The sequence below is a fragment of the Mycobacterium sp. NGS16 genome (assembly GCF_059813225.1).
The window spans coordinates 936,811-954,161 of sequence record NZ_JCALEE010000001.1 but is presented as its reverse complement, the minus strand read 5'-3'; the positions used below and the strand labels follow the sequence as shown (position 1 = coordinate 954,161).

17 protein-coding genes are annotated in these 17,351 nt (G+C 66.5%); 16 read left to right on the top strand and 1 reads right to left on the bottom strand.

What is annotated here, in order from left to right:
* Positions 1 to 239 precede the first annotated feature (239 nt).
* Genes AC5Y4Q_RS04705 through AC5Y4Q_RS04630 form a run of 16 tightly spaced genes read left to right on the top strand, consistent with a single transcriptional unit; the run spans position 240 to position 14,371 of the window.
* On the top strand, positions 240 to 473 hold the full coding sequence (locus tag AC5Y4Q_RS04705) for a hypothetical protein (protein WP_499958156.1): 234 nt from the start codon (positions 240 to 242) through the stop codon (positions 471 to 473).
* Positions 473 to 1,360 carry an MlaE family ABC transporter permease gene (locus AC5Y4Q_RS04700; protein WP_499958154.1) on the top strand — a complete coding sequence of 296 codons (888 nt, stop codon included), beginning with the start codon at positions 473 to 475 and terminating at the stop codon, positions 1,358 to 1,360. Before AC5Y4Q_RS04705 ends, AC5Y4Q_RS04700 begins: the two co-directional genes overlap by 1 nt.
* Entirely contained in the window at positions 1,360 to 2,223 is an 864-nt protein-coding gene (locus AC5Y4Q_RS04695; RefSeq protein ID WP_064922208.1) for an ABC transporter permease, read from the top strand. The genes AC5Y4Q_RS04700 and AC5Y4Q_RS04695 overlap by 1 nt, the downstream gene beginning before the upstream one ends.
* A gap of 3 nt (positions 2,224 to 2,226) precedes the next feature.
* Complete coding sequence (locus tag AC5Y4Q_RS04690; RefSeq protein WP_499958151.1) at positions 2,227 to 3,663, top strand: MlaD family protein; 1,437 nt, start codon at positions 2,227 to 2,229, stop codon at positions 3,661 to 3,663.
* Entirely contained in the window at positions 3,660 to 4,709 is a 1,050-nt protein-coding gene (locus AC5Y4Q_RS04685) for an MlaD family protein (RefSeq protein ID WP_064922206.1), read from the top strand. The genes AC5Y4Q_RS04690 and AC5Y4Q_RS04685 overlap by 4 nt, the downstream gene beginning before the upstream one ends.
* Positions 4,706 to 5,740 carry an MlaD family protein gene (locus AC5Y4Q_RS04680; protein ID WP_499958148.1) on the top strand — a complete coding sequence of 345 codons (1,035 nt, stop codon included), beginning with the start codon at positions 4,706 to 4,708 and terminating at the stop codon, positions 5,738 to 5,740. The genes AC5Y4Q_RS04685 and AC5Y4Q_RS04680 overlap by 4 nt, the downstream gene beginning before the upstream one ends.
* Positions 5,737 to 6,873 carry an MCE family protein gene (locus tag AC5Y4Q_RS04675; RefSeq protein ID WP_064922205.1) on the top strand — a complete coding sequence of 379 codons (1,137 nt, stop codon included), beginning with the start codon at positions 5,737 to 5,739 and terminating at the stop codon, positions 6,871 to 6,873. Before AC5Y4Q_RS04680 ends, AC5Y4Q_RS04675 begins: the two co-directional genes overlap by 4 nt.
* Positions 6,870 to 7,985, top strand: a complete 1,116-nt coding sequence (locus AC5Y4Q_RS04670) for an MlaD family protein (protein ID WP_064922204.1) — start codon at positions 6,870 to 6,872, stop codon at positions 7,983 to 7,985. Before AC5Y4Q_RS04675 ends, AC5Y4Q_RS04670 begins: the two co-directional genes overlap by 4 nt.
* Positions 7,982 to 9,253 (top strand): MlaD family protein, encoded by a 1,272-nt coding sequence (locus AC5Y4Q_RS04665; protein WP_499958145.1) that lies wholly within the window; start codon positions 7,982 to 7,984, stop codon positions 9,251 to 9,253. Before AC5Y4Q_RS04670 ends, AC5Y4Q_RS04665 begins: the two co-directional genes overlap by 4 nt.
* A 17-nt stretch (positions 9,254 to 9,270) precedes the next feature.
* Entirely contained in the window at positions 9,271 to 9,867 is a 597-nt protein-coding gene (locus tag AC5Y4Q_RS04660) for an Rv1363c family protein (protein WP_499958143.1), read from the top strand.
* A gap of 19 nt (positions 9,868 to 9,886) precedes the next feature.
* Positions 9,887 to 10,465 (top strand): Rv1363c family protein, encoded by a 579-nt coding sequence (locus AC5Y4Q_RS04655; RefSeq protein WP_064922201.1) that lies wholly within the window; start codon positions 9,887 to 9,889, stop codon positions 10,463 to 10,465.
* Positions 10,462 to 11,262: a mannan-binding protein gene (locus tag AC5Y4Q_RS04650; RefSeq protein WP_499958141.1), complete on the top strand. Its 801-nt coding sequence runs from the start codon at positions 10,462 to 10,464 to the stop codon at positions 11,260 to 11,262. Before AC5Y4Q_RS04655 ends, AC5Y4Q_RS04650 begins: the two co-directional genes overlap by 4 nt.
* 28 nt (positions 11,263 to 11,290) lie before the next feature.
* Complete coding sequence (locus tag AC5Y4Q_RS04645) at positions 11,291 to 11,470, top strand: hypothetical protein (protein WP_064922199.1); 180 nt, start codon at positions 11,291 to 11,293, stop codon at positions 11,468 to 11,470.
* Positions 11,471 to 11,493: 23 nt separating this feature from the next.
* The gene (locus AC5Y4Q_RS04640) at positions 11,494 to 12,375 is read left to right on the top strand and encodes an oxygenase MpaB family protein (protein ID WP_499958139.1); all 882 of its coding nucleotides are present in this window, start codon (positions 11,494 to 11,496) and stop codon (positions 12,373 to 12,375) included.
* Between the two features lie 2 nt (positions 12,376 to 12,377).
* On the top strand, positions 12,378 to 13,154 hold the full coding sequence (locus AC5Y4Q_RS04635; RefSeq protein ID WP_499958137.1) for an oxygenase MpaB family protein: 777 nt from the start codon (positions 12,378 to 12,380) through the stop codon (positions 13,152 to 13,154).
* Complete coding sequence (locus tag AC5Y4Q_RS04630; RefSeq protein ID WP_499958135.1) at positions 13,151 to 14,371, top strand: TetR/AcrR family transcriptional regulator; 1,221 nt, start codon at positions 13,151 to 13,153, stop codon at positions 14,369 to 14,371. The genes AC5Y4Q_RS04635 and AC5Y4Q_RS04630 overlap by 4 nt, the downstream gene beginning before the upstream one ends.
* 14 nt (positions 14,372 to 14,385) lie before the next feature.
* Here AC5Y4Q_RS04630 and AC5Y4Q_RS04625 read toward each other — a convergent pair whose 3' ends face one another.
* Positions 14,386 to 17,346 (bottom strand): UPF0182 family protein, encoded by a 2,961-nt coding sequence (locus AC5Y4Q_RS04625; protein ID WP_499958133.1) that lies wholly within the window; start codon positions 17,344 to 17,346, stop codon positions 14,386 to 14,388.
* Positions 17,347 to 17,351 lie beyond the last annotated feature (5 nt).

Genomic DNA, 17,351 nt, shown 5'->3' with positions numbered 1-17,351 from the left:
CGCACACGGCGGCCAGAGACGCTCAGATGACGGATAACTTCCCATGTCATTCGCGGCTATTTCCGGTGCATTACGGGCGTTAACCACTCGTTCTGCGCCTGCACGACAGCAGATCGCAGTTAACTTTTCTCTTGCAGCGCTACGTCCGCTGTGTCATGCTGCATCCGCAGCGTCTGCTGCGCCCTGCGTCACACTCCCCTCGGTGGGGCGCAGGGCCAAAGCAGTGGGAGAAACGACGGATGCCCGGAATCGTAGATAACATCGGCCGACTGCTCAGCTATCGGATGAGCGTCGGAGAACTCATCGGCCTGGGCCTGATCGTGGGCACGCCCTACCTGATCATCGGCCTGATCTGGTCGTTGACGCACACCGCTCACCTGCACGAGATGCAAGGGGCGGACCTGGTGGTGTCCTTCCTAGGATCGATCGTGTCGTGGCCGGTGCTGCTGTTCGCAGACGTCTGCATGCAGTGATGGCCGCACCGAATTCCGCCCGTCGCCTGATCGAACTCGCCGACCAACAATTGGCCGGCCGGCCCGGCCTGCGGGCGGTGGTCGATTGGCTCCTGCACTACCTGAAAAGCCACCCGATCCAGTCGCTGGGCACCGGCGGAAGCCAAGTGGTGCTGGGTGTTCGAGCGATCCAGTACCTGTTCGTCGACCTGTTCTCCGGGCGCTTCCTCGTCGGGGAGTTCATCGACCAGACGGCATTCGTGGCCGGCGCCGCCTTCCTGCCAACCGTTTTCGTCACCATCCCGGTCGGGGTGACGCTGTCGATCCAGTTCAGCGTGCTGGCCGGACAGGTCGGTGCCTCCTCCCTGGCCGGCGCGGCCACCGGGCTGGTCATCATCCGCCAGGCCGCCCCTCTGGTCGCCGCGATGCTGCTGGCGGTGGCGGTCGGCTCGGCGGTCTGCGCCGACCTGGGATCACGGACCATGCGCGAAGAAATCCAGGCCATGGAGGTAATGGGCGTCTCGCCGGTGCGGCGGCTGGTGGTCCCCCGCCTGGCGGCGCTGATGACGATCGGCGTATTGCTTACCGGCATCACGTTTTTCGTCGGGTATGTAGCCGGCTACATCTTCAACGTGTTCCTGCAGAACGGGACCGCCGGCTCGTTCATCGCGACCTTCTCGTCCTTCTCCGACGTCGGCGACATGTGGCTGGCGTTCGCCAAGGCGATCGTCTTCGGGATGATCGTCGCGATCGTGAGCTGCCAGAAGGGCCTCGACAGCCACGGCGGGCCGGCCGGGGTGGCCAACTCGGTCAACGCCGCGGTCGTCGAATCCATCCTGCTGCTGATGTTCGTCAACGTCTTGATGAGCCAGCTCTACGTCATTCTGTTCCCGAGGCAGGCGCTGTAATGACGGCCATTCCCAGTGCTTTTCGGCTCCCCGGTCTCCGTGCGGTCGCCGGCCTCTTCGGTGGGGGCTTTTTGGCCGTGGCCCGCGCCGGACACCTGGTGCACTTCTTCGGGCGCACGCTCGTTTCGGTACCGGTCATGATCCGGCATTACCGGCGCGAGATGCTGCGGCTGCTATCCGACATCGCCTGGGGCAACGGCTCGGTGGTCGTCGGCGGCGGCACCATCGCCGTGGCACTGGCGCTGGGTGCGATCGCCGGCGCCCTGGTCGCCGTCGAGGGCTACAACGTGTTGGACCTGCTGGGCCTGGGGCCCGCCACCGGGCTGATCTCCTCGTTCGCCACCACCCGTGAACTCGCCCCGATCATGGTGGGAATGGCGTTCATCGCCCAGGCCGGCTGCCGCTTCACCGCCCAACTCGGCGCGATGCGCATCAACGAGGAGATCGACTCGCTCGAAGCGATGGCGATCAACCCCATCCCATTCCTGGTCACCACCCGGGCGGTCGCCTCGGTCATCGCCGTCGTCCCGCTGTTCCTGGTGGCGCTGGGCATCGCCTACCTGTCCTGCCAGTTCTCGGTCATCTTGATCTCCGGCCAATCCAACGGGTCCTACCTGCACTACTTCTCGCTGTTCGTCAACGGCCGCGATGTGCTGTACGCGACGTTGAAGGCCACCGTGTTCGTCTTCGTGTCGTCGACCATCCAGAGCTACTACGGGTTCATCGCCTCGGGCGGTCCGGCCGGCGTCGGCGTCGCCGCCGGACGCGCGATGCGCACCAGTGTCACCGCGGTGGTCGTGGTGAACATGTTCATGACCATGGCGCTGTGGGGCGTCGAGTCCGGCGCCAGGTTCGGGGGCTAGACGATGCCGAACTCGTTCGACACCGATCCGCGCGGACCCTCCAACCTCCGGGTGTTCGTGCTGGGCGTCGTGTTCATCGTCGTCGCCGTCGCCACCGCGACGCTGATGGTCGCCAAATCCCAGGGCAAGCTTGACAACCTGGTCCGGATCGACATCGAGCTCACCAACATCGGCGACGGCCTGCCGCCGCGCTCGGATGTGAAATACCATGAACTGCTGGTCGGTTCGGTCGCCGACATCACCCCGTCCACCCACGGGCTGCCCAACACGGTCCACGTGGTGCTCAAACCCGAACATGCGGCCAAGATCCCCAACACCGTCACCGCCCGGGTGGTGCCGGCCAACCTGTTCGCGGTCTCGGCGGTCCAGTTGGTCGACAACGGTGCCGCCGGTGACCATTTGCGCTCGGGCGCGGTGGTCTTCGAAGACCGGTCACTGCCCACCGTGCTGTTCCAGAACGTGCTGAACAAGCTCCGCCAGTTGATCAACCCGCTGGGCCGCAAACCCGACGACACCACCGTCGGCGTGATCGCCGCCCTGGGCACCGCCACCCACGGACGCGGCCGGGAACTGACCGACACCGGCCACAACCTCAACGAGATTCTGGCGCAACTGAACTCCGTCGTCGCCGCCGACGACGCCGACCCGACCACCCTGTCGGCCCTGACCGCGGCGGCCCAAGGCCTGCAACGGGTCTCCCCCGAACTCTTCGGCGCGCTGGACCGATCGATTCGGCCGATGGCCACCATCGCCGAAAAGGGACCGCAACTGTCCAGCCTGCTCACCGGCGGAACCGACACCGCGACCACGCTGGCGAACGCCCTGGAGAATCAGGCCGAGCGGATGATCACCATCACCACCCAGCTCACCCCTGCCCTCGGGGTGATCGCCGATCACGCCGACGAATTCCACGGCGTGTCAACCAAGTTACAGACCCTGGCCGACCGGGTCTACGACGTCATCTGGGACCCGAACGAGAAGCTTCTCCAGGTCAAGGCAGCGCTAGCGCTCACGCCGAGCCGCACCTATGTCCGCGCCGACTGCCCGCGTTACGGCGAGCTGGCCGGACTGAGCTGCGCCACCGCACCAGAGGTGCCCACCGCACCCGACCTGTTTCCGGCGCTGGAATCTCAGGGTGTCTCCCCCACCCCGGGCATGACCGAGAATCGCCCGAATCTCACCCCGCCCCGGCACTCGATGCCTGGTGACCCGCAGGGCCCACCGATCCCCGCACCGCCGAAACCCCCGCCGGCCGGCACCCCCGCCGTCGAACCGCAGGGCGCGGTCATCGGCGGCAATGTCGGACCGGTCGGCAGCCCGGCGGAAAAACAGCAGATCAGCGGAATCACCGGCAGCGCCGATACCCCCACGATGTTGCTGCTGGCGCCGTTGCTGCGCGGCAGCACGGTGCACCTGACCGTGAAGGAAGGCGGCCGATGAGCAGTCGTCGCAAATCGGTGATCGGCATGGCCATTTTCACCACCTTCGCCTTGACCGTCACCTGGATGGTCTACAACACCTTGCGCCGCGACATCGCCGGCCCTACCTACAGCTACTCGGCGATCTTCAGTGACGCCTCCGGGATGGCCCCGGGCGACGACGTCCGCGTCGCCGGCGTGCGGGTGGGCCGCGTCGACCGGGTGACGCTGGCCGGCACCGCCGCCAAAGTGCAGTTCCGCGTGCAACGCAGCCAAAAGCTCTACCAGAACACGATCGCCTCGGTGACTTATCAGAGCATCATCGGGCAGCGCTATCTCGGCCTGGCCCAGGGCCCCGGCGACAACCCGGCCATCTTGCCCAACCACGGCCAGATCCCGATCGAACGCACCAACCCGTCGCTGGACGTCTCCTACATGCTCAACGGATTCGAGCCGTTGTTCTCCGAGCTGGACCCCGAACAGGTCGACAACATCAGCACTGCGACAGTCCTGGCGCTGCAGGGCAATCACGCATCGATTCTGATGCTGATCACTCAGGCCTCCCAGCTGGCCGAGACCTTTGCCGGACCCGACGAAGTGCTCAGCGCGCTGATCACCAACCTCGACCGGTTGATGACCGACCTGGCCAACCAGAGCGCCAACATGGAGAACATGATCCGCCAGTCGCGTGACACCATGGTCACGCTGGCCAACCAGCGGCAACCGCTGGTCGACTCGGTGGGCTCGATCAATGCCACCATGGCGCGGCTGTCGACGATCGTCGACAACATCGCCCCGGACCTCGAAGAATTCATCGGGCGCCAGCCCGGCCTGCTCAACTACGGCATCAACGACGGCCGCGAGCGATTCGCCTACATGGCGGCGAACCTGCCCTACGTTCTCCAGGGTCTGGCCCGGGTCACCCAGAGCGGCACCTACAGCGACGTCTACGCCTGCGAGCTGGACTTCGGCTTGTGGCGCGGCCTGTTTCACTGGTTCCGGGCGTTCGTCGGGGCGGCCACCGCCAGCGAAGGCCTCGCCCACCAGCACTCGGCGGCGTGCCGATGAGCCGGATCCCCGCCGCCCTCAAACGGCCCCTTGAGTCCTTCAGCACACCGTGGCTGGGCGTGAGCGCGATCGTCATCATCGCCGCCGTGCTGATGGCTACCGTCGTCTACTCCGGCCTGGGCGTCGGAAAGACCCGCTACCACGCCGAATTCGCACAGGCCGCCCAGATCCGCTCCGGCGCCATGGTTACCATCGCCGGCGTCAAGGTCGGCGCGGTCGAACGCGTGAAGCTCGCCGGCGAGCACGTGGTGGTCGGATTCAACGTCGAGCGCGGCATCGCTCTGGGCGCCGACACCCGCGCCGCGATCAAGTTGACCACCATCCTGGGTTCGCGCTACCTCGAGCTCTCGCCGGCCGGCCCCGGACAGCTCGAGAACCGCACGATCACCTTGGCGCGCACCGAGGTTCCCTACGATCTGCAGCGGACCTTGGCCGGGGCGACCCGCACCTTGGGGCCGGTGGACGCCAACCGGTTCGTCGAATCGCTGACCCTGCTCAACGCCAACCTCGGCGGGGTCGCCGAACAGCTGCCCCAGGCGCTGACCAACCTGCAGGCGATGGCCGATATCATCGCCGACCGCCGCGAGCAACTGGGCACACTGCTGACCAACACCGAAACCCTCACCACCATGCTGCGCGATCAGCGAGCCAACCTCGGCGCCCTGGTGCTGCAGGGCCGCGATGTGCTGCGGGAGATCGCCACCCGCCGCGCCGCCGTGCAACAACTGTTCGCCAGCGCCACGCTGCTGGTCGACCGGGCCCACGGGATCCTCCACGACGAGGCGGCCGTCAACCAGATGATCGCCGACTTCCACGAATTCATGAAGATGACCGCCGATCACGACGCCTTGCTGCGCAGCTTCCTGCAATCCACCCCGGTGGCGTTACGCAACTTCGCCAACGCCACCGGCAGCGGCAACGCGGCCGACGTCTTCTTGCCGGCCGGGATCTTCGTGGACTCCTGGATGTGCGCGCTGAGCGGACGCGCCCGCCAATTCAACCTGGTCGAGTACTTCAAGGACTGCGAATGAGCCGCGCCCTCAAGCTCTACCTGCTCGCCGGTGCGGCCGCTCTGGTCCTGGCCGTCACCGGCGCCGCGGTCGCACCGCAACTGATCCCCGACCTACCGCGGATCGCGGTGCACAAGATCCGGGTGACCGCCCAATTCCAGGACGCCGTAGGCCTTTACACCGGCAACGGGGTATCGGTGCTGGGCATGGACGTCGGCAAGGTCACCAGCATCAACCCCAAGGGTGGCTATGTCGAGGTGAAGCTGGCGATCGACGCCGACGTTGACATCCCCGCCGACGTCGAAGCGGTGACCGTGTCCAACTCCGTGCTCACCGACCGCCACGTCGAGCTCACCCCGGCCTATCGGGGTGGACCCAAGCTCAAAAACGGCGACGTGCTGAGCCTGGACCGCACCCGCACACCGGTGGAGTTCGAGCGAACCCTGGCGATGATGGACAAGCTGGGCAGCGCGTTGCGCGGCGACGACCACAACCAGGGCCCGCTGGGCGAATTCGTGGCGCTGGGATCGCAGATCACGGTCGGGAACGGACCCGACCTCAAGGCGACACTGGGCCGGCTCTCCGAAGCCCTGCAGGTGGGGTCGGACAAGGGCGCGCACAGCAAGAAGACCATCCAGACGATCATCACAGGCGTGGCCGAACTCAGCGAAGCCGCGTCCCGGAACGATGCCGCCCTACGCGAATTCGGTTCCTACATTCACCAGCTCAGCGACATCCTCGCCGCGGAGAACCTCGGCACCGGCAACACCGGGGCCAAGATCAACCGGCTGCTCGCCGAGACCTCGCGGCTGCTGGAAGGCAACCAGGACCGGCTGCGCGACGCGTTCTCCGGTGTTCGCACAGTGGCCACGACACTCACCGACAACGAACGCGACCTGCGCGAAATCCTCGACGTGGCACCGCTGTTCATCGACAATTTCTACAACGTCATCGATGAGAACGCGGGCAGTCTGCGAGCACACCTGCTGCTCGGAAAAACCTTGTTCAACAGCCAGTTCGGCAAGGAGATCTGCAACCTGATGGGTCTACGCCAGCTCGCATGCGCGACCGGAACGCTGCGGGACTACGGACCGGACTTCGGGCTGGGCAGCATGCTCGATCTGATGCAGGACGGGATCGGTGAGCGGCCATGAGGCAGCCGACCAGATGGGTGCGCGGGGCTCGAGCGGCGCTGGCGGTCACGACCGCACTGCTGACGGTCGGATGCGGCCTGGATTTGGAGAGCGTGGCCCTGCCCGCACCCGGCGGCGGTGGCCCCTACTACACCATCACCGCGGTGTTCTCCGACGCCCTGAACCTGCCGGAGAAGGCCAAGGTGCGGTTGTACGGGGCGCAGATCGGTGAGGTCGAATCGATTCGGGCCCAAGACTTCAACGCCTACATCACCATGCGGATCAAATCCGATGTGCCGCTGTATGCGGGCAGCACCGCCGAACTGCGCTCGGCTACCCCGCTCGGCGACATCTTCGTGCAGATCTGGCCCGATAGCAACCGGCCCGACGACGCGCCGCTGCTGAGCAACGGCTCGGTGCTGCCGCTGGAATCGACCGCCAACGCTCCGACCATCGAGGAACTGATCGCCTCGATGGCGATGCTGGTCAACGGCGGCACGGTGCGCCACCTGGTGTCCATGCTCAACGGCGCCGGCAAGGCGGTCGGCGGGCGCGGCGAAAAGCTGGGTCTGCTGCTGGATCAGACCGCGACGCTGCTCTCCCGGATGAGCGCCCGCTCGCAGCAACTGGACCTGACCCTGCGCACGTCGTCGGAGCTGGCCGCGACCATGTCGGCGCGTCAGACCACCCTCGATGACTCGCTGACCCACCTGGCGCCGGCCCTCAACGTCATCTCCGACAACACCTCCGACCTGATCGAGCTGGTCGATACCGGGGCGCGGATCACCCGTCAGCTGTCCCGGTTCCCGTCCCTGCAAGGCACCGACACCCGCAGCGTGAGTGCCGATCTCAACAAGCTGGCGCGGGTATTCAACGAGATCGCCATCGACCCCGAACTTTCGCTGATGCCGTTCAACCGGTTCCTGGGCATCTTGATGAAGACCTTGAACGGCCCCGCCGCCCACGTCAAAGGAGAGATCGACAAGATCACGCTGGTTCCCTGGCCCGACAAGAACTACCCGGGTGATCCGGAATTCCACTGGACCGACGGCACCGACTGGCATCTGATGATCGGTGACCTGCGCTACGAGTGGAACATGCTGCTGTCCCGGATCTACGGACCGCAGCGATGAGACCTTTCCTCGACCTCCTCGACCTGTTCGCCCGGCTCGGCGTCTGGCTGGTCCAGGTCGGCTACCGGCGACGTATCCTGTTGTCCGGCCTCGGGTTAGCGCTGACCACGGTGGTGGCGGCGGCCTACGTGACGATCTTCGGCGTCGGGATCAATCCGGCGCAGAAGACGATCGCGGTGCGGGTGCTGCTGCCGCAATCCGGCGGCCTGCTGGTCAACCAGGACGTCACCCTGCGCGGCATCCCGATCGGGCGGGTCACCGACGTGCACCTGACCGCGGCGGGAGCCGAGGCCGTCGTCGCGGTGCGCGCCGACCGGCCCATCCCGCGCGACACCCGGGTGCGGGTGTCCGGGCTGTCGGTCGCCGGTGAGCAATACCTCGACTTCCGCCCCGAGCACGACCGCGGCCCCTACCTGACCGACGGATCGCTGATCGGTCAGGAGCAGACCACCGTGCCGGTATCGCTGCCCCAGATCATCGATGACAGCCGCGGCGCCCTGGGGCAGGTCGACGCCGAGCAGCTGACCGCGGTCTTCAACGAGCTTCGGGTCAGCCCCGACGGCGGCAAGAAACTGTCTGCGCTGTTGGACGGCATCGTGCTGTTGGCTTCGACGCTCGATGGCGTACTGCCCGAGACCGTCGGCATGCTGCGCAACACCCGGATCTCGTTCACCACCCTCGCCGATGTCACCCCCGGCTTGAGCGCAACCAGCACTGGCCTGCAACAGGTCCTGGGCGGCGTCAACACCATGGACGGCGGCTTCCGCACCCTGGTCGATCTCGGCGGCACCGAACTCGGCCAGGTCGACAGTTTCATCGGTGACAACCGGGAGAACGTCTACGCCCTGTTGGGCAACCTGACCACCCTGTCGCAGATCTTCTATCTGCGGGTGCCCGCCCTGCAAAACCTGTGGCGCCCCGATCACGGCTCCCTGGTGGATCGGCTGGCCGGCACCGTGCACGACGGCGGCATCTGGGTGATCGCCGACATCTACCCGCGGCACCGCTGCGACTACAACCTGCCCCGAAAGCCGCCGTCGGCGGTGAACTTCCCCGCGCCCTACCGCTACACCTACTGCCCCGACGACGACCCGTCGCTGCTGGTTCGCGGCGCCCGCAACGCGCCACGTCCCCTGGGTGACGACACCGCCGGGCCGCCGGCGGGCCACGACCCACTGGCCACCCTGGAGCCGCCACCGGTCTACCCGCCCTACACCTTGCCCACCCCCGATGGCGGCCCGCAGCTGCCCGCCTGGGTTCCGAATTGATGAGAAAGCCGAGCCCCATGGGAAAAGCAGCCGACCCGGACGTCTTCGAGCAACTCGACGACCAACTCGACACGGACACGCCGCGCGACGACGAGACCGCCGCCACCGAAATCGTTGAGCCCGTCGAGCCCCCATCGCGGCGACACCGTACGGCGGGGGCGCTGATCGCCGCCCTGCTGATCGGCGCCCTGGCGTATGCGGGATATGCGGGATGGCGGCTGCATCAAGTCGACGCGCGTGCCGCCGCCGGGCAGGCCGCCCTGGCGGCCGCCAAGGACTACGCCCTCGTGTTGACCACCCTCGACACCGCCGACATCGACGGCAACTACGCCCGTGCACTTGACGGTGCGACGGGACAGTTCAAGGACGCCTACAGCCTGGGGGCCAAGCAGTTACGTCAGATCCTGATCGACAACAAGGCTTCCGGCAAAGGCATCGTCCTGGACGCGGCGGTCAAATCCGCGACCACCAGCCGGGTTGAGGTGTTGCTGTTCGTGGACCAGTCCATCACCAATTCGGTCCGCTCCGACCCACGCCTTGACCGCAACCGGATCCAGATGACCATGGAACTCGTCGACGGCCGGTGGCTGGCCAGCCAGGTCGACCTGATCTGAGCAGCGGGAAGAAATCGATATGACCATCGTTGAGACGCCCAGTGCCCAGGCGGCACAGGAGATTCCCGCGGCTCCGCCACGCCGCACCCGGTGGCGGCGCGCCGCCCGGGCCACCGCGGTGTTCGGCGCGGCCGCCGTGCTCGCGGGCAGCGGATACCAGAGCTGGCTGCTGTACCAGCAGCATCTGTCCGGCGTTGCCGCCCGCGAAGCACTGGACGCCGCAACGCAATACGCGGTGACCCTCACGACCGCGAATCCGGCCACCGTCGACCGGCAGATCAGCGAGCTGCTGGACCGCTCAACCGGCACCTTCCACGACCGCTACGCCAAGCAGAGCTCCGAGCTTCGCGCGATGCTGGTCGCCAACCAGGTGACCACCAGCGGCACCGTCGTCGACTCGGCTGTCAAATCGGCCGATGCCACCAACGCCACCGTGCTGCTGTTCGTCGAGCAGACCTTCACCAGCGCGGCACTCAAGCAAGCCCCCGCGGGCCGCCCCGAGGCGCCGCCCGACATCACCGCCATGGCGTTCAGCCTGCGCAAAGTAGCCGGACGGTGGCTGGTCAACGATGTCGCGGCAGGACAACAACAGCGATGAGTGCCCACAAAGCGGTCTGCGTCCTGGCGGCCCTGCTCACCGCCGTCAACACGGTGGCGGCCCCACCCGCCATCGGCTCCGCGCCGGATTTCTGCAGTGAACTGCAGGCGAGCTGGGACGGCCAACGGTGCACCACCCTGGTCGTGTCATCACGAAAGGCCGAGCGCTACATTGCTTTTGACCTACCCGAGCCACTACTCGACCACCCGGCGACCGGGCCGGTCGTGCGCGACTTCTACCACCGGCTGATGGCCGGGTGGCGTGCTTCGGGCGCCGAGGCGGCCCGCGACAGCAGCGCAATCGCCTACGTCGACAGCTTTCCCGGCCCCGGCGCAGTGCAGTCACTCGTTATCCATGAATGCCTGGAACCGTTCGGGATGCAGGCCAACAACGCCTACCGCACCTTCGTCTTCGACATGGATCAGGGCCGCCGGCTGGCCTTCGGCGACCTGTTCAAAACGGGTGTCGACCCGATGCGCGTCATCCCTCCCGCCGCTGCGCCGGTGCTATCGGCCGCGTTGAACGCCGCAGCGCCCCCGCACGCCCCGAACACCTATCCCTTCACCGTCGAGGAGTTCCAGCCCGATCCGGCCGGAACCGGCTACACCGGCGGCTATCGGGCCTTCGCGCTGTCGGCCGACGAGCTGATCCTGTATCTGCCCGACGCGCCGATGCTTCGCGAGAACCCGCGGCCGGCGGACCGGCTGGTGTGGTCGATGGATGGCGGCGCCGTCATCGCCCGGGTACCACTCACCGCACTGTCGGCGTCGCTTCGGCCCGAATACGGTGGAACATGAGGCCAGCACTGATAGGAGGACCCAGAAGATGATGCTTCTGGTGCGGCTCATCGATCTGGTCGTCAGCATGCTGCGCATCCTGGCCTCCCCTGAGGCGCGGCTGCTGCGCACCGGTGTGCTGGTGGTGCTGTTCTTCGGCGCACTGGTCGGGGCGGCCGGTCTCATCTGGGGGCTCGCCCAGCTGCCACAGTTCTTCGCCAGTCCGTAGCCCAGATCGAAAGGATCGCTGACATGTCGACCTGCGATGAATTGACCACCGCCGAGACCCGCATCCACGTCGTCCAGTACACCCCGCGCTGGGACGACGAAACCGTCGATCTGACCGAGGCACTGGACTTCTGGTCGGCTGCCGCGTCCGCCGCCAACGTCGTCATGCAGTTGAGCATGCCCGGCGTCGGCTACGGGGTGGTGGAGAGCCGCGTCGAATCCGGTGCGCTGATGGAACATCCGTGGAAACGGTTGCGCACCACCGCCCAATATATGGCCGTCGCAGTGCTCGGTAGCGACGAGGAACGCGCCGCCTACCGGGATGCGGTCAATGTCGCGCACCGTCAGGTTCGCTCGACCGACAGCAGCCCGGTCAAGTACAACGCCTTCGATCGCGACCTGCAACTGTGGGTGGCGGCGTGCCTGTTCGTCTTCTACGAGGACACCTATCAGTTGCTGCGCGGCAAGATGACCGAGGAGCAGGCCGAGAATTTCTACCAGCATGCCCGGCCACTCGGCACCACCCTGCAGGTCAGCGATGACCAATGGCCGGCCACCCGTGCCGAATTCGACACCTACTGGAACACGACATGCCAGAGCCTGGAGATGGATGACACCGTCCGCGACTTCCTGATGCGGCTGATCAACCTCAAGATGATCAACCCGGTGCTGCGGGTGATCTTCGCGCCACTGCTGCGGTTCCTGACGATCGGTTTCCTGGCCCCGCGTTTTCGTGAGCTGCTCGGGGTGCAATGGTCGAAGGCCGAACAACGCCAGTTTGAGAATCTGTTCCTGTTCGTGTCGTTTGTGAACCGCTTCATCCCCCCGTTCATCCGCACGTTCAACTACAGCGTGCTGATGGCCGACCTTCGCTACCGGATCCGGCGACGCAAGGCGCTGATCTGATCATGACGTCACCCGCGGTGCAGGGCCTGGACTCCGACAGCATGCTCTGGCATGTGCTGGCCGACCGGCGTTACCTGTTCGTGTTGCCCAGGGCGGTATGTCTGCTGATGCTGCATCCGGGCATCGCCGCCGGCATCACCGAGCACGCGCTGATGCGCGATCGCATCTGGCTGCACAAGAAGCGGACCGTCACCCAGGCGGTCAACTACGCCTACACCGGTGCCGACATGAGCCCCCAGATGCGGTTCGCCCACGAGCACGTCAAAGGCGTGGACGGGTTCGGCCAGAAGTATCATGCCTTGAGTCCCGATATCTTTCATTTTCAGCATGCCGCTTACGTAGAGTCCCTTTTCGTCATGGTCAATACCTTCATCCGACCGCTGGACGTGTCTGAACACGAGCAGCTCTACCAGGAGTGCTGCACCTGGTACCGCAGATATGGCATCTCAAGCCGGTCGATGCCCCCGACCTGGCCCGAGTTCGTCGAATACTTCGAGAACTACTGCCAGACAAAGCTGTTCGCCGGCCCGCACTTCGAGCCGTTCCGGGAACAGATCTTCGCTCCCACCGACTGGTGGATGCGTGTCGTCCCGCACCGGGCCATCCGCGCGCTACAGCATCCGCGTGCCCGAGAACTCACCGGAATCACCGTCACGGCCGCCGACCGGCGCTCCCTGCGACAGTTCGCCCGGCTGGCCCGCCTGTCCACCCTCGCGCCCCGGCACCATTGGAATGCCCGGGCGCGCGCCGCACTTGGCGTCAGGCGAGATTCCCCGTGACTCAACACCTGTCTGAGGCAGCACCCCCGGTCCGGCGGCGTCCCAAAGACCGCAAGGATCAGATCGCCCGCGTGGCCGCCGAGGCTTTCAGCGCGCTCGGCTATCACTCCGTGCGGCTGGACTCCATCGCCAGCGAGGTCGGAATCTCCGCTCCTGCCCTGTACCGGCACTACGCCAGCAAGTACGACCTGTTCCGCGACGCGGTGCTGGCGCTGAGCCAGCAACTGGTCGACGCGACCGATCTGCCGGCCGGACCCGCCGACGAACCGGTGCTCGATCGGCTGGTACGGGCCGTTATCGACATCGCACTGCGCAATCGGGAATCCGGTGGCCTGTACCGCTGGCAGGCGCGCTACCTACGGGAAGCCGACGAGGCCCGCCTGGTCGACCAACTGCGGCTGGTCAACCGCCGCCTGCAGGAGCCGCTGGCCGAACTGCGCCCCACCTCGACTCCGCTGCAGCGGCGGATCCTTTCGGCCGGATTGCTCAGTGTCGCCGGCGGTATCGCCGATCATCGGGTGCGGGCCCCGGCCGAGGACATCAGGAACATACTGACCGGGGCGTCGTCGGCGTTGCTGAACGCGCGGCTGCCCACCCCGGATGATTTCGCGCCCGGGGCGCCCGCCTGGCGCATCTTCACCCCGGACGCCGGGGTCTACGAAGCGCTGCTGCACGCCTCGATGATGTTGTTCCACCGCCACGGCTACGCAGAGACCAGCATGGCCCAGATCGCCAAGGCGGCCGGCGTGCGGGTCGCGGGGATCTACCGCTACTTCCCCGGCAAGGCCGACATCCTCAGCACCGCACTACGGCGCTCCTCCGATCGGCTCTCAGCGGAACTGTCCCGGGTCAACAGCAGCCGCCCACAACCGCGAGAAGCGCTGGCCCAACTCGTCGATGCCTTTATCGCCACCTCGTTCGCCAACCCCGAGCTGGCCTCGGTCTACTACAGCGAACGGATCAATCTCACACCGGCCGATCAGAAGGTGCTGCGCAACGTGCAGCGCTCCACGATCGACTCCTGGGTGGCGTTGCTCGTTGCGGTGCGCCCCGAGCTCACCGCAACCCACGCGCGGTTTTTGGTGCACGCGGCGATGGGCCTGGTCGTCGACGTCGGCCGGCTGGTGCACTACGACCGGCCCGGCACGAATGCGGACAACGCCTACCCGCAGGCATGCGTACGTGCACTGATGCACGCCGTGCTGTTCGGCGCCTGATCAATCGGCAGCCGCTACTTGGTGCTGTTGAACTTCGCCATCGCATCGTCGAGGCGCTGCAGCGCCGCCCCGTAGGCCGCGAAGTCGCCCCGGCGCTGGGTATCGCGCACCGCGGTGATCGCCGCCTCGATCTCGTGCAGCGCGGCGGCTTTCGCCGCAGACAGCCCGGCGTTGCCCGCGGGCGGAGGCGGCACCGCCGCGGCGGGCGGAGCGGCCGGCGGCGGTTGCTGCTGGGCTGCGGCGCCCCCGTCGGTGGGCGCGATGTCGGTTGCCGCCGCGCCGGCTCCCGGACCGAACAGGCCGGTCAGCGCATCAGAAACCGTCGGGCCGTAACCGATCTTGTCGTTGTACATCATCGCCACCCGGATCAGCCGCGGGTACGACGACGCCGCGTCGCTGGAACCCGGTGACGCGTAGACCGGTTCGACGTAGAGCAGCCCGCCCTGGGCCACCGGCAGCGTGAGCAGGTTGCCCCACCGGATGCGGTTCTGGTTGTCGCGCCCGATCACACCGAGGTCCTGGCTGACGGCGGTGTCGGTGGTAATCGCGTTGTTGGCCAGTTTGGGACCGTTGACCTGGCCCGGGATGGTCAGCACCGTGATCTTGCCGTAGGTGTCCGGGTCGGAGCTGGCGCTGATGTAGGCGGCAAGGTAGTCACGCTTGAACCGGTTCATCGCGCTGGTCAACTGATAGGACGCCGAACCGTCCTCTTTGACAAGGTTTTTCGCGACGATGTAGTACGGCGGCTGGAAGCTGCTGGCGGTTGGGTTGGGGTCCAACGGCACATCCCAGAAGTCCGACGTGGAGAAGAACGTCACCGGGTCGTTGACGTGGTACTTGGCCAGCAGCATGCGCTGCACCTTGAACAGGTCTTCGGGGTAGCGCAGGTGCTCGGCGAGCTCGGGGGTGATCTCCGCCTTGGGTTTGACCGTCCCGGGGAACACCTTCATCCAGGCCTTCAGGACCGGGTCCTGCTCGTCCTGGGCGTACAGGCTCACGGTGCCGTCGTAGGCGTCGACGGTGGCCTTGACCGAGTTGCGGATGTAGGACACCCGCCGGTCGGGCAGCAGCCGGTTGAACTCCACTTCCTTGGAGTCCGCGGTCGCCGACGACAGTGAGGTCAGCTGCGAGTAGGGGTAGTTGTCCAATGTGGTGTAGCCGTCGATGATCCACACCAGCCGCTTGTTGACGATCGCGGGGTACACCGTCGAATCGGTGGTCAGCCACGGCGCCACCGCCTGCACCCGGCGAGCCGGGTCGCGGTTGAACAAGATCTTGCTGTCCGAGCCGATCACCGACGAGAACAAGAAGTTGCGTTCGGCGAATTTCGCGGCGAATACGCTGCGGGCCAGCCAGTTTCCGATGCTGACACCGCCGGCACCGGTGTAGGTGTAGTTCTTCGTCTCGACGTTGGTCTCGTAGTCGTATTCGCGGTCGGGGCCATTGCGTCCGACGATCGCGTAATCCGCGACCGTGTCGGCGATCACCGGGCCGTAGTAGATGCGCGGCTGGTCCAGCCGGGCGGGGCCGTCGGAGATCACCGTGCCGTTGGCGCCCACGACGTTCGCCAGAAACTCCGGGTAGCCGCCGTTCTGGTTGGGGTCGTTGGCGATCCCGCGCACGGTGTTGGCCGGCGAGGCGATGAACCCGTTGCCGTGGGTATAGACGGTGTGCCGGTTGATCCAGTCGCGCTGGTTGTCGATCAGCCGATCGGGGTTGAGCTCGCGGGCGGCGACCACGTAGTCGCGCAGCTGGCCGTCGTCGTCGCGATAGCGGTCGATGGTGAGCTGGTCGGGGAAGAAGTAGAAGTTCTTACCCTGCTGGAACTGGGTGAACGCCGGGCTGACGATGGTCGGGTCCAGCAGCCGGATGTTGGACGTGGTGGCGACGTCGGCGCCCACCTGCGCGGCGGTGGCCCGCGCGTCACCGCTGTAGTCGCGGTAGGTGACCACGTCCTCGGTCAGCCCGTAGGCCTGCCTCGTCGCGGCGATCGACCGCGAGATGTATTCGCTCTCCTTCTGCGCCGCGTTGGGCTTGACGCTGAACTGTTCCACGATCAGCGGCCAGCCGGCGCCGACGACCACCGACGACAGCAGCAACAACACCAGGCCGATCGCCGGAATCTGCAAGTCGCGCAGCACGATCGCTGAGAACACCGCTACCGCGCAGATCAGCGCGATCGCCAGCAGGATCATCTTGGCGGGCAGCACCGCGTTGATGTCGGTGTAGCCGGCCCCGGTGAACGGCTTGCCGGTGCGGGTGTGGCTGAGCAGCTCGTAGCGGTCCAGCCAGTAGGCGGCGGCCTTGAGCAGCACCAGGGTGCCGATCAGGCTGACCACCTGGATGCGCGCCGGCCGGCTCAAGGCGCCGGCACGCCCGGAGAGCCGGATCCCGCCGAAGATGTAGTGGGTGGTCAGGTTCGCAACCGTGGCCAGGAAGAACGTCACCAGCAGCAGCCCCACCACCAGCCGGTAGAACGGCAAGTCGAAGGCGTAGAACCCGAGGTCCTTGCCGAACTGCGGATCGGCGATGCCGAAGTCGCCGCCACGCAGGAACAGCTGGATGCGCACCCAGTAGCTCTGGGCGACGATTCCGGCCAGCAGGCCGATCGCCGCCGGAATCCCGAATCCGACCAACCGCAGCCGCGTCAACACCGCGGTGCGATAGCGCGCCACCGGATCGTTGGCGCCGCCCGAGGGCACGAACACCGGCCGGACCCGGAAGGCCATTGCCAGCCCGGCGAACACGATCCCGCCGACGAGCAGCCCCACCACCACGAAGGCGATCAGGCGGGTCAGCAACGTTGTGACGAACACCGAGCGGTAGCCGAGCTCCCCGAACCACAACCAGTCGACGTAACCGTCGATCAGCCGCGGCCCCACCAGCAGCAACAGGATCACGACGAGCGCGCTGCCGATCATGATCCGGCTGCGCGGGGTCAACTTCGGCATTCTCGCGGTGGGCCGCATACCCACGTGCC

What these genes read in the sequence shown, in the direction of transcription:
- AC5Y4Q_RS04705 (WP_499958156.1), top strand. Translation starts at nt 240, where the DNA reads ATGCCCGGAATCGTAGATAACATCGGCCGACTGCTCAGCTATCGGATG.
- AC5Y4Q_RS04700 (WP_499958154.1), top strand. Translation starts at nt 473, where the DNA reads ATGGCCGCACCGAATTCCGCCCGTCGCCTGATCGAACTCGCCGACCAA.
- AC5Y4Q_RS04695 (WP_064922208.1), top strand. Translation starts at nt 1,360, where the DNA reads ATGACGGCCATTCCCAGTGCTTTTCGGCTCCCCGGTCTCCGTGCGGTC.
- AC5Y4Q_RS04690 (WP_499958151.1), top strand. Translation starts at nt 2,227, where the DNA reads ATGCCGAACTCGTTCGACACCGATCCGCGCGGACCCTCCAACCTCCGG.
- AC5Y4Q_RS04685 (WP_064922206.1), top strand. Translation starts at nt 3,660, where the DNA reads ATGAGCAGTCGTCGCAAATCGGTGATCGGCATGGCCATTTTCACCACC.
- AC5Y4Q_RS04680 (WP_499958148.1), top strand. Translation starts at nt 4,706, where the DNA reads ATGAGCCGGATCCCCGCCGCCCTCAAACGGCCCCTTGAGTCCTTCAGC.
- AC5Y4Q_RS04675 (WP_064922205.1), top strand. Translation starts at nt 5,737, where the DNA reads ATGAGCCGCGCCCTCAAGCTCTACCTGCTCGCCGGTGCGGCCGCTCTG.
- AC5Y4Q_RS04670 (WP_064922204.1), top strand. Translation starts at nt 6,870, where the DNA reads ATGAGGCAGCCGACCAGATGGGTGCGCGGGGCTCGAGCGGCGCTGGCG.
- AC5Y4Q_RS04665 (WP_499958145.1), top strand. Translation starts at nt 7,982, where the DNA reads ATGAGACCTTTCCTCGACCTCCTCGACCTGTTCGCCCGGCTCGGCGTC.
- AC5Y4Q_RS04660 (WP_499958143.1), top strand. Translation starts at nt 9,271, where the DNA reads ATGGGAAAAGCAGCCGACCCGGACGTCTTCGAGCAACTCGACGACCAA.
- AC5Y4Q_RS04655 (WP_064922201.1), top strand. Translation starts at nt 9,887, where the DNA reads ATGACCATCGTTGAGACGCCCAGTGCCCAGGCGGCACAGGAGATTCCC.
- AC5Y4Q_RS04650 (WP_499958141.1), top strand. Translation starts at nt 10,462, where the DNA reads ATGAGTGCCCACAAAGCGGTCTGCGTCCTGGCGGCCCTGCTCACCGCC.
- AC5Y4Q_RS04645 (WP_064922199.1), top strand. Translation starts at nt 11,291, where the DNA reads ATGATGCTTCTGGTGCGGCTCATCGATCTGGTCGTCAGCATGCTGCGC.
- AC5Y4Q_RS04640 (WP_499958139.1), top strand. Translation starts at nt 11,494, where the DNA reads ATGTCGACCTGCGATGAATTGACCACCGCCGAGACCCGCATCCACGTC.
- AC5Y4Q_RS04635 (WP_499958137.1), top strand. Translation starts at nt 12,378, where the DNA reads ATGACGTCACCCGCGGTGCAGGGCCTGGACTCCGACAGCATGCTCTGG.